The organism is Pseudorhizobium marinum (assembly GCF_000705355.1).
Lineage (GTDB): Bacteria > Pseudomonadota > Alphaproteobacteria > Rhizobiales > Rhizobiaceae > Neorhizobium > Neorhizobium pelagicum.
The window spans coordinates 44,564-63,737 of the sequence record NZ_JMQK01000019.1 but is presented as its reverse complement, the minus strand read 5'-3'; the positions used below and the strand labels follow the sequence as shown (position 1 = coordinate 63,737).

The following is a 19,174-nucleotide window of genomic DNA, read 5'->3' as shown; positions in this document are numbered from 1 at the left end:
GTTTTTATCGGGCATAGTGCAAGAACCACCAGCAGAAGGGAGCAGCGATGGGGGTAAGACGGCGGGCAAGACGCGGCATAACGATCGTCGATGTTGCGGAGGCCCTGGGCGTTGCACCATCGACCGTATCCAACGCCCTGCATGACAAGGACATCGTCGCGCCGCACACCAAGGCGCGCATCCTCGCCATGGCGAAAGCCATGAACTATCAGGCCTCGGCCGCCGCCCGCGCGCTCGTCACACGGCAATCGTCGTCCGTCGGGGTCATCCTGCCCGATTTCGCCAACCCGGTCTTCAACGAGATCATCAGCGGACTGAATTCCGTTCTTGCCCAGGCCGGCTATGCCACGCTGGTTGCCAGCACGTCGAATGATGGGCGCACTTGCAAGGCGGCGATCCACGCCTTCGTGAAACGCGACGTTGATGCCATCGTCGTTATTTCCCAGAGCCTCGATGTCGGCGAGACGGCGCAGCTTGCTGGATGCGGGCTGCCGGTCGTCCTTGTGCACCGCACCCCTGCCGACTGGCAGACGGCACACGCGCCAAGCTCAACCTTCGACTATGTCGGCATGGACAATGCCGGCGGCGTGCGCGCGCTGGTCGATCACCTTGCCGGGCTCGGCCACCGGCGCATCGGCTTCATCACCGGCCCACTGCAATCTTCCGCCGCCTGCGAGCGTACGGAGGGATTTCGGCATGCGGTGATGGCGCTTGGGCTCGATGCGGACCCGCAACTGCTCGTGGAAGGCAGCTACGACTTCATCGCCGGCATGCGGGGCGCGCGCGCGCTGCTGTCGCTGACGCAACGGCCGACGGCAGTCATTGCCGCCAACGACCTGATGGCCTTCGGGACAATGGACGTCGCCCAGCAGATGGGCCTTGCCGTGCCGCGCGATCTGTCAATCGTCGGCATCGACGACGTTTTCTTCTCCGCATTTCCGATGATCTCGCTGACGACCGCCCGCCAGCCGGCGATCGACATCGGCGAAAGCGTCGGAGAGCGGCTGCTCGAACGCTTTTTTGACGATGCGCCCTGTCCGATCGCCGTCACGCTTCCGGTCGAGGTCATCGTTCGCCATTCCACCGCACCCGTACCCGACAGCATCGACCCGGGAAGACCTCTCTCGGTCGAGAGCCTTGAGGCCTACCTCACCAGCCGCTGGAAACCCTCCACCGTCATCGTTGCTTAGACTGAAGTTGACATGACCTCTACGCCGCTGCTTGCGGGCTTTTGTGTTCTCGACATGGCCCGGTTCATCGCCGGTCCGTTCCGCGCCATGCCGTTTAGCAACATCGGTGCCGACATGACAAAGGTCGAGATGCGCTGCAAATCGGCAGTTGCGCCAGCGCCGCCAGATCGCCGGTCTCGACCATCCGTCGGGTTGGCGCCTTTACGAACCATGGCGCAACCGGACGCGGTACCGAAAGAAGCAAGGATGAGGAAGGCACTATCCTCCCTCCACAGGGCCGGTCGTGTCCCGGATGCGCAGTTCGGTCGGCAGGATAACCTTGCGCCCGGGTGTGTCGGGCTCACCCAGGCGTTCAAGAAGCAGCTTTCCGGCCGCCCGCCCGAGGTGGCGCTTCGGCTGGTGGACGGTCGTCAGCCCCTCCACCTTCAGGGCTTCGGTCTCCATCAGGCTGAAATCGAAAACATCGTCGAAACCGGTGACCGAGATATCCGCCGGAACACTGAGCCCGATGCTGTGGAGATAGCCGACGACGCCAAGTGCCACGAAATCGTTTGCCGCGATGACCGCGGTCGGCCGCGGCGTCACCGACATAAAGGCCTCTGCAGCCTTGGCGCCGCTTTCCTTGTAGTAGTTGCCGGAAAAGACAAGGCGCTCGTCCACCTCCAGCCCGTAGGCCATCATCGAAACGCGAAAATGCGCCAGGCGCTCTCGCGAGGTCGAGGAATGCGCCGGGCCGGAGACATAGGCAATGCGCCGGTGACCGAGGCCGCGAAGATGGGCGAGCAGGAGCTCGATGCCCTGCTCGTTGTCCGGGCCGACATAATCGACACCCTCATGGGGCCGGCGGTTGACGAAGACGCACGGTGGTCCGCGCTCGAGCAGCTTCAAGGTCTCGTTCGCCAGAGTCTGCGATACCATGACGATACCGTCCACCTGTCGGTCGAGCAGCGAGCGCATGATTGCCACCTGCTTTTGCGGGTCTTCGTCGGTGTTGGACAGGAACATTGTATGGCCATCACCCGAGACGATCTCGTCGATGCCCTTTACGATCTGCGGAAAAATCGGGTTTGTGATATCCGCGATCAGCACGCCGATGGACGAGGTGCGCTGCGTTCTGAGGGCACGGGCGATCGTCGATGTGCGGTAGCCGAGTCTGTCCGCTGTTTCCTGAATCAGCCGCCTGCGGTCGAGGTCGACATAGCCCTTGCCGGAAAGCGCACGCGCGACGGTCGCTCGCGAAAGGCCGCATTCCCGTGCAATGTCTACCAGCGTCGGCCGTCTGGCCGAAGAACTAGGAACGACGCGTTCCACCATGAAGGGACCCTTTCCGCGCGAATTCTTCGCAACTCCAATCACTCTTTGGCACGTAAGGCAACTGTGGCCGTTGACAAGTTTTCGAAGATGTGAGATCGATCCCACATGAGATCGATCTCACATCAAGTTTTCAGCTGTGAGAATCAATCCGGCAAATGGCCGTCGAGGAGGATGGCCGGGAGGACAATCCGTGGGACGAACGTCCAAACTGACTTCGCTGCAGGATGCTGCCGCGACCGTGAAGGATGGCCAACGCCTAACGCTGGGCGGCTTTGCCATCTACCAGCGCCCGATGGCCTTTGTGCGCGAACTCGTGCGTCAGGGCCGACGCGACCTGACGATCGTCGGTGTCGTCAACGCCATCGAGGCCGATCTCCTGATCGGCGCCGGCTGCGTTTCGCGCATCGAGACATCCTATGTCGGGCTTGAGAAATTCGGCCTCGCCCGCAACTTTCGCCGCGCTGCGGAGGCAGGCTCGCTCGATACGGTCGACTATCCCGAACTGATCGCCTGGGACCGCTTTCGCGCCAGCCAGGAAGGCCTGCCCTTCTGGCCATGCACTTTCCTCGGCGGCAGCGGCATCGTCGAATACAACAAGGACATCGTTGCCTTCGACTGCCCCATCACCGGCGCCAAGCTCTGGGCCGTGCCGCCGGCCGCGCCCGATGTGGTCGTCGTCCACGCCGTCATCGGCGACGAATACGGCAACGTCGCCTTCCATAACCGCAAGATGCTGCCGCAAAGCGTCGACATCACCCATACCCGGTCTTGCGACACCATTATCGTGACCGTGGAAAAAATCGTTTCTGGAAAGGAAATGCGCCGCCGGCCCGACCTCGTCGAGATCCCAGCGCTGCGCACCACCCATATTGTTGAGGTTCCCTTCGGCGCGCATCCGACATCGCTGCTCGGGATTTACGACTGCGATGATGACGCCTTCCGCGACTATGCGGCAGCCTCCGGTGCACCGGACACATTTGCCGATTTTCTCGATAGCACCGTGCACACGCCGGGCGGCCACGCCGGCTATCTCGAAACGCTCGGCGTCGAGCGCCTGCTTGCCCTTCGCAACGTGGAGCTTCCGGCATGAGCGCCCTTCCATACACGGTCGAGGAACTGATCACCGTCGTGCTCGCGAAAAGCTTCAAGGACGGCGAAGTCGGCTTCACGGGCCTTGCGACCGGCGGCGCGGCGGCACTCTACATCACCGGCATCCCGCTGGCCGCGATGGAGTTCGCCCGCCAGACGCACGCGCCGAACCTGACGATCCTGCTCGCCGGCTGGTCGATCAACCCGGACTTTTCCGAAATCCGGCAGCTGCCTTCGGCGGAGTTTGACAGCGGATTGCAAAATCTGCCCTGCGAAGCGCAGATGGAGACCTATCCCGGACCCTATGCGGTGCGCCGCGGCGATGTCGATTTCGGCTTCGGGTCGGGCGTCCAGGTCGACCGCGCCGGCAACATCAACAGCACGTGCGTCGGTGACTTCAACAAGCCGAAGGTCCGCCTCGTGGGCTCGATCCTGCTCCCGGAGCACATGACCTGCTTCCGCCGCGAATACATCATGATGCCGCACCACGAGGTACGCAGTTTCGTCGAAAAGGTCGATTACGTCTCCGGCGTCGGCTACCCGGGCGGGCAGGCAGGGCGTCAGGCGCTCGGCCTGACGATCGGCGGCCCGGAATGGATCGCTACGCCGAAATGCATCTTCGAATTCGACCGCGCCGCCGGCCATGCCCGGCTGCGCAGCATCCACCCGGGCATCGACCCCGACGACGTCCGCCGCTCGACCGGCTTTGCCATCGAGACGAACGGCATTCCCACGACACAGGCCCCGACGGGTGAGGAGCTGGCGATCCTGCGACGCAAGGTCGATCCGCATAGCGCCCTCATTCCCCACGGCGGCGAATGACTTTCTGGAGGAGCTGAGAACACCATGTCCAATATCGAGATCGGTTCGAACCCGCCGGCGAAATCGTCGTCCACTACAAACCTGCGCACCGTCGGGCTGTTCATGCTGAACTACAGCCACGTGATCACCTTCCTTGTCCTGGTGATCGCTGCCAGCATCGCCTCGCCGCACTTTCTGAACACGACGAACATCCTGAACGTCGTGCGCGGCGCCAGCATGGTCGGCGTGGTCGCAATCGGCATGACGATCATCATCCTGTGCCGCGGCATCGACCTTTCCGCCGGATCGCTCGTCGGCGTCGCGGCGGTGACGGCAGCGGCGCTTGCCGGCAACGGTTCCCCTATCGCCTGGGGCGTTGCCCTGGCCGTTACGACGGCGCTCGGCGTCGTCAACGGCCTGCTCATCACTAAGCTGAAGCTCCAGCCCTTCATCGCCACGCTCGCGATGATGATCTTCGCCCGCGGCTGCATCTATCTCTATTCGGATGGCGGCGACGTCTATGCACAGGGCGCAGATGCGGCCTTCCGTTGGCTCGGCTCCGGCTACATCTGGGTCGTTCCCGTGCCCGTAGTGCTCTTCGTCGCACTCTGGGCGGCGCTCGCCTATGTCATGAAGCACACCCGCTGGGGTCGCCACGTCTACGCCGTCGGCGCAAACGAGGATGCCGCACGCGTCTACGGCATCGGCGTTGATCGCATCAAGATCCAGGTCTATGCGCTGTCGGGCCTTCTGGCGGGCATTGCAGGGCTCATTCTCGTCAGCCGTGTCAGCGTCGCCGAGCCGAATGCCGGCAGCCTTTTCGAGCTCGACGCGATCGCCGCGACGCTGATCGGCGGCACGTCATTCGATGGCGGTGTCGGTGCGGTCAGCGGAACCATGCTCGGCGTGCTGATCCTCGCCATCATCACCAACCTGCTCAACCTGCTCGGCGTGTCCCCCTTCGTCCAGATGCTGGCGATGGGCGTGATCATCGTCGTCGCCGTCGTTATCAGCGACATGCGCAACCGGCAACGCTGAACCTGGAATTTTACCGAAGGTCCAAAGAGGAGGAGACTCGAATGACCAAGATACTGACGCTGAAAGACGCACTTGCACTGAACCGCCGCAGCCTGTTGAAAGCGGGCCTTGGCGCCGCCGCCCTCGGCACGCTTGGAGCACCCTACGTGGTGACGAGCGCCCGCGCCGAACAGCCGCTCGCCGGCAAGAAGATCGGCTTCTCGCAGTCCTACGCGACCGATGAATGGCTGAAGGCTCAGCGACAGGATCTCCTGGAGCAGGCCAAGAAGCATGGTTTCGAGGTCAGCGTCACCGACGCGCGGGAAAACCCTGCGCAGGAAATCCGCAACCTCGAAGATCTCGCCGTGCGCGGCGTCGATGCGGTCATCATGATCACCTACTACGCCGAGGCGGTACAGCCGGGCGTGCAGGCGCTCAACGATGCCGGCATCCCGATCGTCGTTATGAGTTCGGCGCTTGCCGGCGACGGCGATTTCGCGGCCCATCTCGCCGCCGATACGCTTGGCACCTCGCGCACTGCGGGCGACTACTATCTGAAAGCTTTGAACGGCGGCGGCAAGGTCGTCCAGATCGAAGGCAAGCCGGGCTCGCTCGTCAACCAGGCACGCGGCAAGGGCTGGCGCGAGGTCGTCGAAGCCAATAGCGACCTTGAAATCGTCGCGCACGGTATCGCCAACTACAGCCGCACGGAAGCTCTCACCCTGATGCAGGACTTCCTTCAGGCCAACAAGGAAATCGATGCCGTCTACTGCCACAACGACAACATGGCCAAAGGTGCCCTCCAGGCGATCGAGGAGGCCGGGCGCGCCAGGGAGATGTGGTTGACGGGCTACGACGCCATCACGACGGAGACCTTCGAGATGATTGCCGCCGAGCGGCTGCGCGGCTCCTACCTTTACCCCACGTTCGGCGCCGAAGCCGTCGAGGTCGCTGCCGCGATCCTTCAGCAGAAGGAAGTGAAGAAGGAGATCGTTTTCGCCTCTCCGATGGTGACGAAGGAGAACCTCTCGCAGTTCTTCAACGGCAAGGACCGTATTGTTCCCCCGGTCGACATGGCCGCTCTCGGTCTCTGATTTCCCCCCGAGGCGAGGGGCGCGGCACGGATGCTGCGCCCCCCACGATACAACAAAGAGGATTAGCAATGAGCGTTCACCAAGCGATGCAGCCCGCCGGCGCGGGCAGCGCGGCAAACGCCGTCCAACCCCTGGTCTCGATCCGCGGCTTGACGAAGCAATATGGCGGCCATATCGCCAACAGCAACATCGACCTCGACATCTTTCCAAACGAGGTCATGGCGCTCGTCGGCGACAACGGCGCGGGCAAATCGACGTTCATCAAGATGATTTCTGGCGTGATCACCCCGACGAGCGGGACCATCAGGCTTTCGGGGGAACCCATCATCATGACGGCACCTGCGGTCGCGCGGGAAAACGGCATCGAGACGCTGCACCAGAACCTTGCGCTCGTTGATGTCTTCACCCCGCAGGAAAACATCTTCATGGGGCGCGAGATCCAGCGCCGCGTGCTCGGAGCCATCCCCTCGCTCGACCACGCGGAAATGCGCCGGCAGACCGTTTCGCTCTTCGAGGAACTCGGTCTCAAGGCGCCGGACCTGACCAAGATGGTGCGCGCGCTTTCCGGCGGCCAGCGCCAGGCAATCGGCATCGCGCGCCTGCTCCTCGACCGCAACGTCAAGCTCATCATCATGGACGAGCCGATGGCTGCCCTCGGCGTGGAGGAATCCCGCCTGGTGCTCGAACTCATAGAGCGCCTGCGTGACAAGGGCTATGCCGTCTTCATCATCAGCCACAATCTGGAGCATGTCTTCCAGATCGCCGACCGCATCGCCGTGCTCAAGACCGGCCGCATGGTCGGCACGGTGCGCCGTGCGGACGTCGAGCACGACGAAGTCGTCTCGATGATTGTCGGCGGGCGCATGCCGCAGCGGCTGGCCACACACTAGGCGCAAAGCACGCAAAACGGACTGTAACGCCTCGCGCAACCGCGGGACGCCGATCTTCGACCGACAAGGACATTGCGCATGACTTCCCCGCTTCAGGGCATCAAGGTACTCGACCTCACCCGCTTCATCGCCGGCCCCCACTGCGGCATGATCCTCGGCGACATGGGCGCAGATGTGGTCAAGGTGGAGAAGAAGGGCTCGGGCGACGACAGCCGGCACTTTCCGCCGTTCCAGGGCGGCGAAAGCCTCTACGGCATGGCGCTGAACCGCAACAAGCGCTCCATCACCCTCAATTTCCGCGAGGCCCGGGCACAGGATCTGTTGCGCTTGATGGTGAAGGAAGCCGATATCCTGCTTGAAAACTTCCGCCCCGGCACGATGGAGCAGATGGGTTGCGGCTGGAAAGAACTCAGCGCCATCAATCCCCGCCTCATCATGACGCGCCTTTCCGGCTTTGGCCAAGACGGTCCCTATGCCCAGCGCCCCGGTTTCGACGGCATAGCACAGGCCATGAGCGGCCTCATGGGACTAACCGGGGCGCCTGATGGCCCGCCCTATCTCGCCGGCACCTTCTACATCGACTACATGACAGCCATGTACGGCGCCACAGCGACGCTGGGCGCGCTCAACGCGCGACACCTGACCGACAGGGGTCAGATGATCGACGTGTCGCTCCTTGACAGCGCCGTCTCGTTGCTGACGACAGCCATTCCAACCCGGATCAACAAGGGTGAAACGCTGACCCGGACGGGCAATCGCGACCGCTATTCCTCACCGGCAAACGTGTTTGAGACGGGTTCCGGCGACTTCGTCCTGCTGCTTTCCGGCACCAACCCGCTCTTTGGCCGCCTTGCAGAAGCCATCGGTCAACCGGAACTCTCAGCGGATAGCTGTTTTTCCACCGTCGATGCCCGGTTACAAAATGCCGAGGCGATTGAACAGGTCTTGCGAGGCTGGATTGGAGCGAGAGAAACCGATGTCGTGCTCGAGGTCATCGGCAGGGCCGGTGTGCCCTGCGCCAAGGTGGCGACGATCGACGAGGTCGTGGAGAATCCGCAACTTCGCCATCGCGACCAGATCGTCGAGATCGACCATCCTACGGCCGGAAAGGTGTCCACCGCCGGTGTGACCATGAAGCTCTCCGACACCCCCCTGTCCATCCGCCGACCGTCTCCAACGCTCGGCCAACACACCTCCGAGATCCTCTTGGAATGGCTTGCACTCACGGACCGGCAGATTGAGGAACTGATGGAGGATGCTGTTATTTAGAGGCGGAGCTATCGGCGCCTAGATCAATATTCTGGCCACGATGATGAACATCACCTGGACAATGGGATAAGCTCGCTTAGCGGCACCCGATGGCGGCACAACGAGCATCCGATCGTTGCTTCTGCCAGGCCGCCCGAGATCCGATCTAGCGTTCGGCAAACGACCTCTCGATCGCCGCGCAACGCCGGAGAACCTGCTCAGTGGCTCCTGATCTGCGCGGTCCTAATCAGCTCCTCAACTGACGTAGCCCCCAAGGGCTGCCTGCCCCCGCCCCGATATTTGCAAGAGGAACGGTCACTATGGGTGCGGAGGACGAGCCTAGAAAAGGGCTCTGAGGTCGCGCCTGCCGTCCACCACGCACTATACGAACCTCGTCGACGGGGCCCTCGTCGGCATCGGGATCAGGCCCGGTCGCGACTGGTCGCGACTGGTCGCCCAGAAGTTTAGCTTTGCGTTCAAATCTGTCAAAAAGCGTTCCGCCGCCTGCGGCTGCTCGAGCCCGATCTGCACATAGATCCCGCGGACGTCTGTGATGGCCTGCGGCAGCCAAACCAGGTTAGCGGTCATCTTTACGGGCGGCACTTGGTTGCTGGCGGGCCTCCTGGCGAAGTTCGTCAAAATCCACGGGGACGGCCGCTCCACTCGCCTTGCCCTCGTCCCACAACTGACGCAGGCGATCGACGTCCCCCTTGCGGGTTTCCCATTTGGCGGTCCAATCACCCATGGCTTCGCGGATGACTTCGCTTGCGCTGGCGTAGGCGCCACTTTGCACCGCGTCGCGCAGCAGATCCGCTTGCTTGGGCGTCATCGAGACGCTGATCTTTTCAACATTGGCCATGGAGCACCTCTCCACTGTCTTTTGGCGGTAAAGCTTACCGCCGACCTGACAGGCTGCCAACTATCCTGGCGAGGTCGTTCGCTTGTGATTCACGGGTGGGCAAGGCTCTGCCTGATGTCGGCAAGGCGATGAACGCAACACAGCGGGACTTGGCCACCCGCGCGCCATGACGCAGAACACCGTCTCGAAGATCGAGCGTGCCAGCGACATGCTCATCTCCGCGATCGTACGTTACATGCACTCCATTGGAGGCGGTGTCGAGCTTGTCTTGAAGATGCCGGACGGCAAGACAAAGCGGGTTAACTTCGATCCCGAGATCTATGTGAAGCACTCTCAGGATCTGCTCCAGGCGAACGCTCGACCGCTACAGCAGAGAAGCGTCTGCGCTTGCCATCGCGCACAGCGACATGGACGAGGACGGTCGTGGTCAACAGGATGCTCGACACGAGCGCTGCGATCGACAGCAGGCCGCCGTTGGTGATCTCGGCCTTCGCCTTCAAGCCGGCGTGCTTGTTCAACATCAGCGACACTTCGGCCTGCTGCCGCTGCGCCAGCAGGGAGCGCCATCGGTTGGGTATTGCCTCCTCGCGCCGATCGTCGACGTCCCTCTCAAGGCCAATGCCGCGGTCATGAGGGATCGAAACGACGTGCCGGCTCACGCCTTCTTCTCCAGGTCGGCCTCGACCTTCTCGCGACTGTTGCCGACGCTTCTGATCGCTTCCTTCACCGCGTCCTGGGAAACACCTTCCTTGCGTGCTTCGTAACGCACTTCGTAATCCTGCCCGCCTGCCACGCGTGCCCGGTCCTGTGCGCGTCCTCGCGAAGTCGTCGACATGTGAACCTCCTTGCTGGTTATCCTCGCATGAAACGCTGCGGGATTCATCCGGTTCCCGACCGGCAAAGCAGGAAGATGACCTGCTTGGACCTTCTTGTTCGCCCTTCGCGGCGCCCCGTTCTGTCATGCGTCACGCCATCGCTGGCAGCAACGGCCCTGCACGATCATCGCAGCCCCCCTTGGCTCTTGTGTCCCGATCCGCCGCAAAGGCCGATCGACGATCAATCTCCGGATGAGGATGAAGAGGAACCAAGTCGGTCGCTGCCGCGTTTTTCGGCACGGCCGAACTCGCCGCGGGAGGAGAAAAGCATGACCAGCCCCAGAGACCGGTGGAGCGCGCCGGTCGAGATTGACCTGATCACCACCGGAAAACAGGAGATCAATGGCCCCTTTGAGGCGCTGGTCTGGCTGACCGATTGCTGGCCTTACCAGCGCGGCATCCAGTTTGTCAGGGCACGCAGCGCCTGTCGCGGCGCTCTGGCCGGACACACCAGTCTGGAGACCGCAAGGGACCTGTTCCGGGGCGCCGTCGACGAGGCTGGTTGCCACAAGGATGATTGGCGCCCTGTCCTGCAGCAGGCGGCGCCGCATTCCTCACAGCCAAAGCTGTAGACGACTGAGCGCAGGGCGCGACCCGCGCGTCCCCGTGCTGAAAACCCGCCCATCTCCGCCCAAAATACGCCCACGCCCGGGGAGACATTTCATGCCAGAGGCGAACGACCTATCGACTTTCAGCGCAGAGGTAATCGCGCTTTTGCCCGCCCTCAGGGCGTTTTCCAGGCGGTTCTGCCGGGGCCAGAGCGACCAGGAGGACCTGGTGCAGGAGACCTTGCTCAAGGCATTTGCCAACGCTGACAGGTTTCAGGCGGGCACGAGCTTGAGGTCATGGCTCTTCACCATCGAGTACAACGCCTTTTGCAACATCTACGGTCAATCCAGACGCCAGGTCGTCGGCAGCAACGATCCGGCAGCTCTTCAGGTCGCCGTCAAGCCGGCGCAGGAGTGGGCGGTCTGTGCGGCGGATTTCGAACACGCGCTCTCAGCGCTTCCGCATCACTACCGTCTCGCCGTCCAATGGGTGCTCATCGATGGCGTCAGCTATGAGGATGCAGCGAGACGATCAGGCTGCGCACTGGGCACCATCAAAAGCCGGGTCAACCGCGCCAGAAACCAGCTGGCCGAGGAGATCATGTGGTGGGACTGAAACGCCGTCTGCTGCGCCGAGCTCATTTGCCTCAAAGCCGCGTCGGCGTCGACAGCGGTAAATGGCAAGCAGCGACCTCAATGGGGCTTTCGGCGCCAACTGATCATCGCCCTATCTCCGAATGAGAAGGCCTAATCAGCGATCGCGGCGCCGCGGCTGGCGGTGGGCGTCCTGAAAGGCCGGCGAGATTTCCCGCTGGCGCGTGGAGAGAAGGTTCCAGTCGGCGACGGGCCGGCGGCCAAGCGTGCGGTCGATCGCTTTCTTTCGCCATTCCTCCATGTCGAGGACATAGGTCCCCCAGATCCCACGGCGCCCGTCGACGGCCCGTGATTGCACGGCGCGATCGGCGGGCCGGCTTGCCCCGCCGGCGGCACGTCTCGCCCAGCCGACACGCAGCATCTCGCGGCCGAGATCAACGGAGCCCACCCGGCAGACGCCGACGTGGACCGTGCCGGCGGCACCCGGGTCCAGACGGCAGGTCACCCTCCGGTCGCCGACGAGACGCTTGAGCCACGCCATGGCCAGCGCGCCGCAGGGCACCGGGGCCGGCGACGGTCCCGCCGTGGCCGCATGCGGATCAAACGACCACTGCGGCAGATCGCAGGTGTCGATGCCCGAAAGCCGCACCAGGATCCGCGGGCCTGGCAGCCAAAGCGTACGCCCATCCACGACCGTCGCACGCCCCGCAACCCGTGCCGATCGGACGGTGTCTTCAGTGGCGGCAGGCAGACCGTTCGCATCGGCAGCCGACAGGCTCCCGGGAAGCAGCAGAACCACCACCAGGAGGATGTCACAGGCTCTGCGTACGGCCGCGCGGCCGCAGGCGGAGCCTTCGCCGTGACAGCCCCGGACCCGGCGCCTGACCGCCTTGCAACATGATCCCACAATCATTGCGCCTGCACCCTCGGATCTGCCCACATGCCGTAGCCGGCGCGGCCAATGCGCTCGGCCTCTTCCAGGTCCGGCCGCAGGGGCACGCCGACCTGGTTCTTCGACAGGCGAAGCGCGCCCACGGACAAAAGCTGCTCTTCAACATTGGTCACGGCATCAAGAGCACCGGGATAATGGGTATGGATGAAGCAGGTGACATCCTGGCGCGGCGCATCACGCTCGGTCAAAAATGCCCGGCAGAAGATCACCTTGGCAGGCTTCAACAGGATGTCGAGCTGCTCGCGGGCGTAAGCGTCGCAGCTGCCGGCAAAGCCTTCGCGCGGGTTGACCATCTCACCCCGGCACGGCTCCACGCCGAACAGGTGAAGCGTCACGGCAGAGCCGACGGCGATGTCGACCGGGGACCGTGATTGAAACCCGTCGGCCGCAGCAAACCCTGTTCGCGCCACCGGCTTGCGGGCTGCGTCGTAGTATTCGATCACCAGGACGGTTTTTCCAGGCGCTGCCAGGGAGCGGACATAGGCAGGATCGACCGCACCGCCTGCCCGCGCCGGAGCGGCCGCAACATTCGTCACCAGCACAACGGCGGCAACCGTTGCCGAATACATTACCGAACGTGTTCGCATGAAACTGCCCTCGGCGCGATTTTTGCCTTCCCCAGCGGTCTGTTTTGTCGTAGACTAGAACATACTCGGTAACAACGCCAGAGTATTTTCAGGTTGTGACGCGAGGGGCCGTCTGCTGCTCACCGCCGCGATCTGGCCTGAGCGGAGAGATCGCATGATGCACAAGCCGTTGATTGTCGCATTGCCACTGCTCCTCGCGTCGACCGCAGGCATGGCCGACGGTTTCGGCCTTCCGCACCAGCTTTCAAGCCTGAGCACAGCCAGCGACGTCCCGGCAGCGATCACCCCGCCGGCGCCCCATCGGTCGCCAGCTGCACGACAGGTGACCGATGCGCGCGCCCCTCTTCCCCTGGCGTCACCTGCCCGCATACCGAACATGAGGTGTTCATTATCCTGTGAGGACCGGGACGACACGTCGGCGGCTGCGCCTCTCCCTGGTCGAACCAAACGGGATATGCACCGTGTGGCCGAACGCTCAGAAACGGGCACGGTGGCCTTCGCCCGCCCCTGTGGTCCCTCCCCGCTTTTGGCCACCGAAATCGAGACGCTGGTGGAGCGCATCGCCACGGCGCAGGGGGTCGACCCGCAGCTGGCAAAGGCGGTTGCCTGGGCGGAAAGTCGCTTCGACCGGGTGCGCAACAGTCCGCAGGGCGCGCGTGGCCCCATGCAACTGATGCCAGCCACGGCCTTGCAGCTGGGCGTCACCGACATTTGCGACCCGCATGCCAATATCGACGGCGGCGTGCGTCACCTCAAGCAGCTCCTGATGCAGTTCGGCAATCCGCTTTTGGCGGTCGCCGCCTACAATGCCGGAAGCGGCGCCGTCATCGACAACAACGGCATCCCGCCTTTTGCGGAGACCCTTGGCTTTGTGGCACGCGTCGTCAGCCGGCAGATTGGCCCCTTCCCGGTTCCGCGCCATGCGGCGCTTGCCCCTGAAACCTTCCCGTCCCCGCCGCCGATGGACGAACAAGGGCATGTGCTTGGAGCCGTGTCCCATCGGTTCATCGACGGCGTCATGCACCTGCCAGGCCAAGGAGGACTTCGATGACCAGACCGTCTGCCCGCAGACCACGGCGTCACGCCAGGATCAAGGCGATCGCTGCGCTTTGCGCCATTGCCATCGTCGCCGCAGCCGAGCCGGCAGCCGCGCAGGCGACCAATCAGGCCTTTGCGCCGCTCCAGACGGTGGTTCAGGCGGTCGTCGACTTCATCACCGGGCCATTTGGCCGCCTGGTCGCCATTATCGCCGTCATCGGCCTTGGCTTCCTCGCCTTTGCCGGCCGGCTCAGCTGGTTTACGGCCGGCGCCGTCGTTCTGGGCATCGGACTGGTGTTTGGCGCGCCCGCCATCGTCGACCAGCTGATGGCCAGCGTGGGGAATTAAGCCATGCGCGAGTTTGCCGACGACAAGCCCGCCATGACGCCTCTGGTTGTCGGCCTGACCCGCTCGCCGACGCTGTGGGGCGTACCCTATATGGCCGTGGTGGTGATCGCCGGCCTGACGATTATCGCATGGCTGGCGACGGCCAGTCTGTGGGCGCTGGTCGCCACCCCCGTTGCCTATGTCACCCTGTTTACCCTGTGCTCCTGGGATCCTCGCATCCTCGATGTCCTGCAGGTGTGGGCGCGCATGACGCCGCCGACGCCAAACAGGTGGTTCTGGGGCGCCACCTCTTACGGGCCATGACGCGATGCTGACACACATCAGAGACGGTCTGGGATTTGGACGCGCGGCAGGCCGGGACCGGCCGATCTCAACGCATATCCCCTACACACGCCATGTCGCCGATGGCGTGATCCAGCTCGAAGGCGGCACGCTGCTGTGCGTCATCAAGCTCGATGGCCTGTTCTTCCAGACCGACGATCAGGCCGAGCTCAACATGCGCGCCACCGTGCAGAACACGATGATCCGCGCGCTCGGCTCAAGCCGCTTTTCGCTCTGGTCGACCGTCGTGCGCCGGCAGGTCAGCAGCGCTCTGGAGGGGACGTTCGACGACCGGTTCTGCGACCTGCTCAACCGGAAATACATGGCGCAACTCGGTCACAAGCGCATGTTCACCAATGAACTCTATCTCACCTTGCTGCGCTCCGGCGTGCAGGGGGCGCTGGCTGCGGGAGACAGGGCTCGGCGCCTTGCCGTGCGGTTCGGCGCGCCCGATGCGGCAGAGGAGCATCAGCGCCAGGCAATCGACGAAATCGAGGAACTGACCGCCAACATCTGCCGCGACCTGCGCAAATACGGCGCCCGGCCGCTGACGATCAAATGGCGCGAGGGGGCTCTCGTGTCGGAACCCTGCGCATTCTTCAACAGCCTGCTGAGCGGCGGGGTCCACCGCGACATGGCGCTCCCGCGCATGCGCATCGCCGGCGCCTTGGGCAGCGCCCGGCTGCATTTTTCCAGGCGCACGATGCAGGTGCAGGGTGCGGTCCCGGCCGAGGACCGCTTCGGCGCCATGTTGTCGATCAAGGAGTATCCGCCGTTTACCGGACCTGGACTGCTCGACGGCCTGCTTCAGATCGACCACGAGTTCATCCTCACCCAGTCCTTCACCCTTGCCGACAAGCCGATTGCCCAGGAGCGGATGTCTCGGCTCAAGCGGCAGATCGCGGCCTCCGACGAGGCCGGAAGCGACGTCGAGGACGACATCGATTTTGCCCTCAACAGCCTGCTGAACCAGGAGGCGGTGTTCGGGCTTCACCATCTGACCCTTTTGTGCCTGACGCGTGACCTTGGCAGTCTCAATGCCTGCGTCGCCGATCTCGGGGCCTGCCTGACCGACGTCAACGTCAACTGGATCCGCGAGGATCTCAACCTGGAAGCCGCCTTCTGGGCCCAGCTTCCCGGCAATCACGCCTATATCGCCCGCAAATGCCTGCTCTCCAGCGCCAATTTCTCCGGCCTCTCATCGATGCATAACTTTGCCGCCGGGCAAAGGGACGGGCTGCACTGGAAGGTCCCGATCACCCTTTTGGAGACCACCAGCCAGACGCCCTACTGCTTCAACTTTCACCAGCGCGATATCGGCCACTTCCTGGTCACCGGTCCGACCGGGTCGGGCAAGACGGTGGCGCTCGGCTTTCTCCTGGCGCAGGCGATGCGGGTGCGGCCGACCCCGCGCGCCGTCTTCTTCGACAAGGATCGCGGCGCCGAGATCTTCCTGCGCGCCATGGGTGGCGCCTATGAGGTGCTGACGCCCGGCATCGCCAGCGGCTTCAACCCGCTTCAGCTCGACGACACCGGCAGCAACCGGGAGTTCCTGCTGCGCCTGCTCAAGGCGATGGTGCGCCCGGGCGGCGGCGCACCGAACGTCGACCCGGAGGAGGAGGATATCCTCGCGCAGGCTCTTGTGCGGCTGATGGCCGAGCCGGCCCAACACCGCAATCTCGCCAACCTTGCCGGCCTGCTATCGGGACGCGCCCGCGCCGGGCCACAGGATCTCAACGCGCGGCTGCGACCCTGGATCGAGGGCGAGAAGGCATGGCTGTTCAATGCCGAACGCGATGTCCTCAGCTTCGACGCGCATCGGATCTACGGCTTCGACATGACCAGCCTCCTCGACAGCGAGGAGTTGAGAACGCCGGCGCTGATGTACCTCTTTCATCGCCTCGACGAACTTCTCAATGGCCATCCGCTGATGATCTTCATGGATGAAGGCTGGCGCCTCCTGCGCGATCCTGCCTTCAGCGACTTCATCGTCGACAAGATGAAGACCATCCGCAAGTTGAACGGCATCGTCGGTTTCGGCACGCAATCGGCAGCCGATATCGCCCGGGCGCCAATCTCCCACACCCTCATCGAACAATCGGCAACCCACATCCACTTCCCCAATCCCCGCGCCGACGAGGACAGCTACGTGCGCCGCTTCGGCCTGACGGTGAAGGAGTATCATTTCATACGCACGACGCCGGCGGAAAAGCGCACCTTCCTGATCAAGCACGGCAACGACAGCGTCATCGCCCGGCTCGACCTCCAGGCCATGCCCGACCTGGTCAAGGTCCTGTCGGGTCGCCGCGAGACGGTCGAGGAATGCGCCCGGCTGCGCGAGGCCTTCGGCGATGATCCGGCCGCCTGGCTGCCGCGGTTTTGCGGCTGGGAGGGCTGGCCATGAGGCCGGTCGCGCCGGCGCTGGCGCTGCTTGTGACGCTGTCCTTACCGGCGACGGGACGCGCGCAGGTTCCCGTGCTCGACCGGGACATCCTTGCCGTCGACACCGGCCGCAGCGCGCTTGCCGACGAGATCAGCAGGGCCGACACCAGCCGCTCCGGCACCCGTGCTGCGGTGACCTGCGCGCTGTACCGGCCGGCGCGCCGCCAGGACCCCGTCGCCGCTGCCCGCTTAAACCCGCAGATCAGCGCTCTCGTGCGCCGGATCGCGCGCGAAGAAGGGGCCGATGGGAACGAGTTTCTGGCGCTCGTCTATCAGGAAAGCCGCTTCAACCCCTGCGCCCGGTCGAGCGCCGGAGCCATCGGGCTGGCGCAGCTGATGCCGGCCACCGCGGCGTTGCTGGGCGTCGAGATCTACGACATCGAAGACAACCTGCGCGGTGGCGCGCGCTATTACCGCCGGCAGCTCGATCGGCACGGCGGCAATATTGCGCTGGCGCTTGCCGCCTATAACGCCGGGCCCGGAAATGTCAGCAAGCACGGCGGCATTCCACCGTTCAAGGAAACACAAAACTACGTCCACAGCATTACCCAGCGGTGGTTGCCGGCCTTTGGCGGCTCCGACACCGCGGCACTGCCGCGAAGCTTTGGCGATAGCGGCGCCGGGTTCGTGGCGATGCGCGACAAAACCCTGGCGGCCATGGGCGTCAGCGCCGCGACCGGCGCAAGCCTGACCGGCGCCCGCACATGGTACGAGACGCAAGGCCGGCAGGGGAGCGCCACGGTGCTCGACAGCTGGGACCTCAACCTGACGGCACGCAATGGCAATCTCGCGATGATGAACCAGATCGTCGCGCTTGCGGCGAGCATGGCGGATCTGATCGGCGCCGAAACCGCCATCACCGCCTCCAGCCTGTCAGGATCGGCGCGCTCGTCGTCGCGTCCGGCAGCCGACGATCGGCTCGCGGAGGGGACAAGCCCTTGCGAGGGCAGGCCGGGACTTGTGTGGGATGAGCAGAAACAGGCCTGTGTCGCGGCACGGGAGAGCGAAGCCGACCTGCGGCTGTTTCTGCAGGCACACTAGGAGGAATGCACATGCAACGCCTTGTATTCGATTGCACCCTGCCATGGGTATTGATCGCGGTGGCCGTCGGGTCTGCCGCGGCACAGGTGCCGGTGATCGACCGGGCCAATGAGAAGATTGCCAAACAGACGGCCGAGACCACAGAGCGAATTCTCGATACCAACAAGGACATCCTTGCCGCGGTCGAAGACACCCTGAAGGCGGTGTCGGGCGATCGCACCACCGTCGTCACTCCGTTGCAGGATCTGGCGATCGGTCAAGGCTTCAGCGTCTCGGCAATGCCGCCGCTCGACGGTGTGCTCACGGGGGGTAGGCTCGATCTTGGCACCGGCAATGGCGAGGTCGCGCGCGCGGCAACCCGCTTCATCAACAGCCTGCAGCTGGTGCGGTCGCTGTCGGGCCAGGCCGACAGCAACCTGCCGGGCGACCGCTCCTACGAGGAACTGATCAGGAGCGTTGCAAGCGTCTCCGCCCTGATCCATGGCGCCCAGACCGCCACCGCCTTGCGGCGCAGCGCCTTCGAGAGCGCCGGGCGGACGGTTGGCGAGGCCGCCGACATCAAGGGCTCGATCGACCAGAACACGCAGTTGCAGGTGCAATCCGGGCTGACGCTGAATGAAATGATCGGGGTGATGAACGGCGCCGTCACCTCGCTGCAGGCGCAGAACCAGCGCCGCCTGACCGATATCTCCAACAGCCGGAAGACGCTGTCCTATGACGACTGAGCGCTTTGCCGCCGCACTTTGCGCCGGCCTTGTCGCCGTGGCCGGCCTGGGCGGCTGCGCCACGGTGAAAGAGAAGACGGCGCCATGCAAGCGCCCGGCGGCGCTGACGGCGTTCGCAAACGATCCACGGCAGGAGTGTGGTGCCATGCGCCTGGTGCTTGCGCCGGACGCCCGCTTCGCAAGGTTGATAGGGGACTAGCG

At 64.0% G+C, this 19,174-nt stretch carries 22 protein-coding genes; 16 read left to right on the top strand and 6 right to left on the bottom strand.

The window, feature by feature from the left end; all coding sequences use genetic code 11:
• The first annotated feature begins 47 nt into the window (after window positions 1–47).
• Complete coding sequence (locus EO99_RS26415; protein ID WP_051679975.1) at window positions 48–1,190, top strand: LacI family DNA-binding transcriptional regulator; 1,143 nt, start codon at window positions 48–50, stop codon at window positions 1,188–1,190.
• Between the two features lie 258 nt (window positions 1,191–1,448).
• On the opposite strand, the gene EO99_RS0119675 is transcribed toward EO99_RS26415, so the two are convergent.
• On the bottom strand, window positions 1,449–2,504 hold the full coding sequence (locus EO99_RS0119675; protein WP_029620298.1) for a LacI family DNA-binding transcriptional regulator: 1,056 nt from the start codon (window positions 2,502–2,504) through the stop codon (window positions 1,449–1,451).
• Window positions 2,505–2,694: 190 nt separating this feature from the next.
• Between EO99_RS0119675 and EO99_RS0119670 the strand changes: the two genes are divergently transcribed.
• The 6 genes from EO99_RS0119670 (at window position 2,695) to EO99_RS0119645 (ending at window position 8,664) form a co-directional block, all read left to right on the top strand.
• The gene (locus EO99_RS0119670; RefSeq protein WP_051679974.1) at window positions 2,695–3,594 is read left to right on the top strand and encodes a CoA transferase subunit A; all 900 of its coding nucleotides are present in this window, start codon (window positions 2,695–2,697) and stop codon (window positions 3,592–3,594) included.
• Window positions 3,591–4,415 (top strand): CoA-transferase, encoded by an 825-nt coding sequence (locus EO99_RS0119665; protein WP_029620296.1) that lies wholly within the window; start codon window positions 3,591–3,593, stop codon window positions 4,413–4,415. The genes EO99_RS0119670 and EO99_RS0119665 overlap by 4 nt, the downstream gene beginning before the upstream one ends.
• Before the next feature lie 24 nt (window positions 4,416–4,439).
• Complete coding sequence (locus tag EO99_RS0119660) at window positions 4,440–5,432, top strand: ABC transporter permease (RefSeq protein ID WP_051679973.1); 993 nt, start codon at window positions 4,440–4,442, stop codon at window positions 5,430–5,432.
• 41 nt (window positions 5,433–5,473) lie between these two features.
• Window positions 5,474–6,505, top strand: coding sequence for a substrate-binding domain-containing protein (locus tag EO99_RS0119655; RefSeq protein WP_029620294.1), 1,032 nt, complete (start codon window positions 5,474–5,476; stop codon window positions 6,503–6,505).
• 68 nt (window positions 6,506–6,573) lie between these two features.
• Complete coding sequence (locus EO99_RS0119650) at window positions 6,574–7,395, top strand: ATP-binding cassette domain-containing protein (RefSeq protein ID WP_081852133.1); 822 nt, start codon at window positions 6,574–6,576, stop codon at window positions 7,393–7,395.
• 78 nt (window positions 7,396–7,473) lie between these two features.
• Window positions 7,474–8,664 carry a CaiB/BaiF CoA transferase family protein gene (locus EO99_RS0119645; protein WP_029620292.1) on the top strand — a complete coding sequence of 397 codons (1,191 nt, stop codon included), beginning with the start codon at window positions 7,474–7,476 and terminating at the stop codon, window positions 8,662–8,664.
• A 556-nt stretch (window positions 8,665–9,220) separates the two neighbouring features.
• Here the strand turns inward: EO99_RS0119645 and EO99_RS0119635 are convergent.
• From EO99_RS0119635 to EO99_RS0119625, 3 genes are all read right to left on the bottom strand, one after another.
• Window positions 9,221–9,502 carry a ribbon-helix-helix domain-containing protein gene (locus tag EO99_RS0119635; RefSeq protein ID WP_029620291.1) on the bottom strand — a complete coding sequence of 94 codons (282 nt, stop codon included), beginning with the start codon at window positions 9,500–9,502 and terminating at the stop codon, window positions 9,221–9,223.
• Between the two features lie 299 nt (window positions 9,503–9,801).
• Window positions 9,802–10,161, bottom strand: coding sequence for a hypothetical protein (locus EO99_RS27615; protein ID WP_029620290.1), 360 nt, complete (start codon window positions 10,159–10,161; stop codon window positions 9,802–9,804).
• Complete coding sequence (locus EO99_RS0119625; protein ID WP_029620289.1) at window positions 10,158–10,337, bottom strand: DUF3606 domain-containing protein; 180 nt, start codon at window positions 10,335–10,337, stop codon at window positions 10,158–10,160. The genes EO99_RS27615 and EO99_RS0119625 overlap by 4 nt, the downstream gene beginning before the upstream one ends.
• 309 nt (window positions 10,338–10,646) lie before the next feature.
• Here EO99_RS0119625 and EO99_RS0119620 point away from each other — a divergent pair, with 309 nt between their 5' ends.
• The gene (locus EO99_RS0119620) at window positions 10,647–10,949 is read left to right on the top strand and encodes a DUF982 domain-containing protein (protein WP_051679971.1); all 303 of its coding nucleotides are present in this window, start codon (window positions 10,647–10,649) and stop codon (window positions 10,947–10,949) included.
• Window positions 10,950–11,040: 91 nt separating this feature from the next.
• Window positions 11,041–11,541 carry a sigma-70 family RNA polymerase sigma factor gene (locus EO99_RS0119615; RefSeq protein WP_029620287.1) on the top strand — a complete coding sequence of 167 codons (501 nt, stop codon included), beginning with the start codon at window positions 11,041–11,043 and terminating at the stop codon, window positions 11,539–11,541.
• Between the two features lie 135 nt (window positions 11,542–11,676).
• Here EO99_RS0119615 and EO99_RS0119610 read toward each other — a convergent pair whose 3' ends face one another.
• Both EO99_RS0119610 and EO99_RS0119605 read right to left on the bottom strand, forming a co-directional pair.
• Complete coding sequence (locus EO99_RS0119610) at window positions 11,677–12,321, bottom strand: thermonuclease family protein (RefSeq protein ID WP_051679970.1); 645 nt, start codon at window positions 12,319–12,321, stop codon at window positions 11,677–11,679.
• Window positions 12,322–12,428: 107 nt separating this feature from the next.
• The gene (locus EO99_RS0119605; RefSeq protein WP_235776878.1) at window positions 12,429–13,058 is read right to left on the bottom strand and encodes a hypothetical protein; all 630 of its coding nucleotides are present in this window, start codon (window positions 13,056–13,058) and stop codon (window positions 12,429–12,431) included.
• Between the two features lie 463 nt (window positions 13,059–13,521).
• Between EO99_RS0119605 and EO99_RS0119600 the strand changes: the two genes are divergently transcribed.
• The 7 genes from EO99_RS0119600 to EO99_RS25940 are packed head-to-tail and all read left to right on the top strand — an operon-like array spanning window position 13,522 to window position 19,172.
• Window positions 13,522–14,109: a lytic transglycosylase domain-containing protein gene (locus tag EO99_RS0119600; protein WP_162179326.1), complete on the top strand. Its 588-nt coding sequence runs from the start codon at window positions 13,522–13,524 to the stop codon at window positions 14,107–14,109.
• Window positions 14,106–14,444 carry a TrbC/VirB2 family protein gene (locus tag EO99_RS0119595; protein ID WP_029620283.1) on the top strand — a complete coding sequence of 113 codons (339 nt, stop codon included), beginning with the start codon at window positions 14,106–14,108 and terminating at the stop codon, window positions 14,442–14,444. The genes EO99_RS0119600 and EO99_RS0119595 overlap by 4 nt, the downstream gene beginning before the upstream one ends.
• A gap of 3 nt (window positions 14,445–14,447) precedes the next feature.
• Complete coding sequence (locus EO99_RS0119590) at window positions 14,448–14,747, top strand: type IV secretion system protein VirB3 (protein ID WP_029620282.1); 300 nt, start codon at window positions 14,448–14,450, stop codon at window positions 14,745–14,747.
• A 4-nt stretch (window positions 14,748–14,751) separates the two neighbouring features.
• Window positions 14,752–17,169 (top strand): VirB4 family type IV secretion system protein, encoded by a 2,418-nt coding sequence (locus EO99_RS0119585; protein ID WP_029620281.1) that lies wholly within the window; start codon window positions 14,752–14,754, stop codon window positions 17,167–17,169.
• The gene (locus EO99_RS0119580; RefSeq protein ID WP_029620280.1) at window positions 17,166–18,248 is read left to right on the top strand and encodes a lytic transglycosylase domain-containing protein; all 1,083 of its coding nucleotides are present in this window, start codon (window positions 17,166–17,168) and stop codon (window positions 18,246–18,248) included. The genes EO99_RS0119585 and EO99_RS0119580 overlap by 4 nt, the downstream gene beginning before the upstream one ends.
• 11 nt (window positions 18,249–18,259) lie before the next feature.
• Window positions 18,260–18,973, top strand: a complete 714-nt coding sequence (locus EO99_RS0119575; RefSeq protein ID WP_029620279.1) for a type IV secretion system protein — start codon at window positions 18,260–18,262, stop codon at window positions 18,971–18,973.
• The gene (locus tag EO99_RS25940; protein WP_051679968.1) at window positions 18,963–19,172 is read left to right on the top strand and encodes a hypothetical protein; all 210 of its coding nucleotides are present in this window, start codon (window positions 18,963–18,965) and stop codon (window positions 19,170–19,172) included. Before EO99_RS0119575 ends, EO99_RS25940 begins: the two co-directional genes overlap by 11 nt.
• The last annotated feature ends 2 nt before the right edge of the window (window positions 19,173–19,174 follow it).

Bases quoted from the DNA above. Each gene is read 5' to 3' on its own strand.
- EO99_RS0119675 (WP_029620298.1), bottom strand. From the start codon at position 2,504: ATGGTGGAACGCGTCGTTCCTAGTTCTTCGGCCAGACGGCCGACGCTG.
- EO99_RS0119575 (WP_029620279.1), top strand. From the start codon at position 18,260: ATGCAACGCCTTGTATTCGATTGCACCCTGCCATGGGTATTGATCGCG.
- EO99_RS0119645 (WP_029620292.1), top strand. From the start codon at position 7,474: ATGACTTCCCCGCTTCAGGGCATCAAGGTACTCGACCTCACCCGCTTC.
- EO99_RS0119665 (WP_029620296.1), top strand. From the start codon at position 3,591: ATGAGCGCCCTTCCATACACGGTCGAGGAACTGATCACCGTCGTGCTC.
- EO99_RS0119625 (WP_029620289.1), bottom strand. From the start codon at position 10,337: ATGTCGACGACTTCGCGAGGACGCGCACAGGACCGGGCACGCGTGGCA.
- EO99_RS0119585 (WP_029620281.1), top strand. From the start codon at position 14,752: ATGCTGACACACATCAGAGACGGTCTGGGATTTGGACGCGCGGCAGGC.
- EO99_RS0119650 (WP_081852133.1), top strand. From the start codon at position 6,574: ATGAGCGTTCACCAAGCGATGCAGCCCGCCGGCGCGGGCAGCGCGGCA.
- EO99_RS0119615 (WP_029620287.1), top strand. From the start codon at position 11,041: ATGCCAGAGGCGAACGACCTATCGACTTTCAGCGCAGAGGTAATCGCG.
- EO99_RS0119595 (WP_029620283.1), top strand. From the start codon at position 14,106: ATGACCAGACCGTCTGCCCGCAGACCACGGCGTCACGCCAGGATCAAG.
- EO99_RS0119590 (WP_029620282.1), top strand. From the start codon at position 14,448: ATGCGCGAGTTTGCCGACGACAAGCCCGCCATGACGCCTCTGGTTGTC.
- EO99_RS0119655 (WP_029620294.1), top strand. From the start codon at position 5,474: ATGACCAAGATACTGACGCTGAAAGACGCACTTGCACTGAACCGCCGC.
- EO99_RS25940 (WP_051679968.1), top strand. From the start codon at position 18,963: ATGACGACTGAGCGCTTTGCCGCCGCACTTTGCGCCGGCCTTGTCGCC.
- EO99_RS0119660 (WP_051679973.1), top strand. From the start codon at position 4,440: ATGTCCAATATCGAGATCGGTTCGAACCCGCCGGCGAAATCGTCGTCC.
- EO99_RS0119605 (WP_235776878.1), bottom strand. From the start codon at position 13,058: ATGCGAACACGTTCGGTAATGTATTCGGCAACGGTTGCCGCCGTTGTG.
- EO99_RS26415 (WP_051679975.1), top strand. From the start codon at position 48: ATGGGGGTAAGACGGCGGGCAAGACGCGGCATAACGATCGTCGATGTT.
- EO99_RS0119580 (WP_029620280.1), top strand. From the start codon at position 17,166: ATGAGGCCGGTCGCGCCGGCGCTGGCGCTGCTTGTGACGCTGTCCTTA.
- EO99_RS0119620 (WP_051679971.1), top strand. From the start codon at position 10,647: ATGACCAGCCCCAGAGACCGGTGGAGCGCGCCGGTCGAGATTGACCTG.
- EO99_RS0119635 (WP_029620291.1), bottom strand. From the start codon at position 9,502: ATGGCCAATGTTGAAAAGATCAGCGTCTCGATGACGCCCAAGCAAGCG.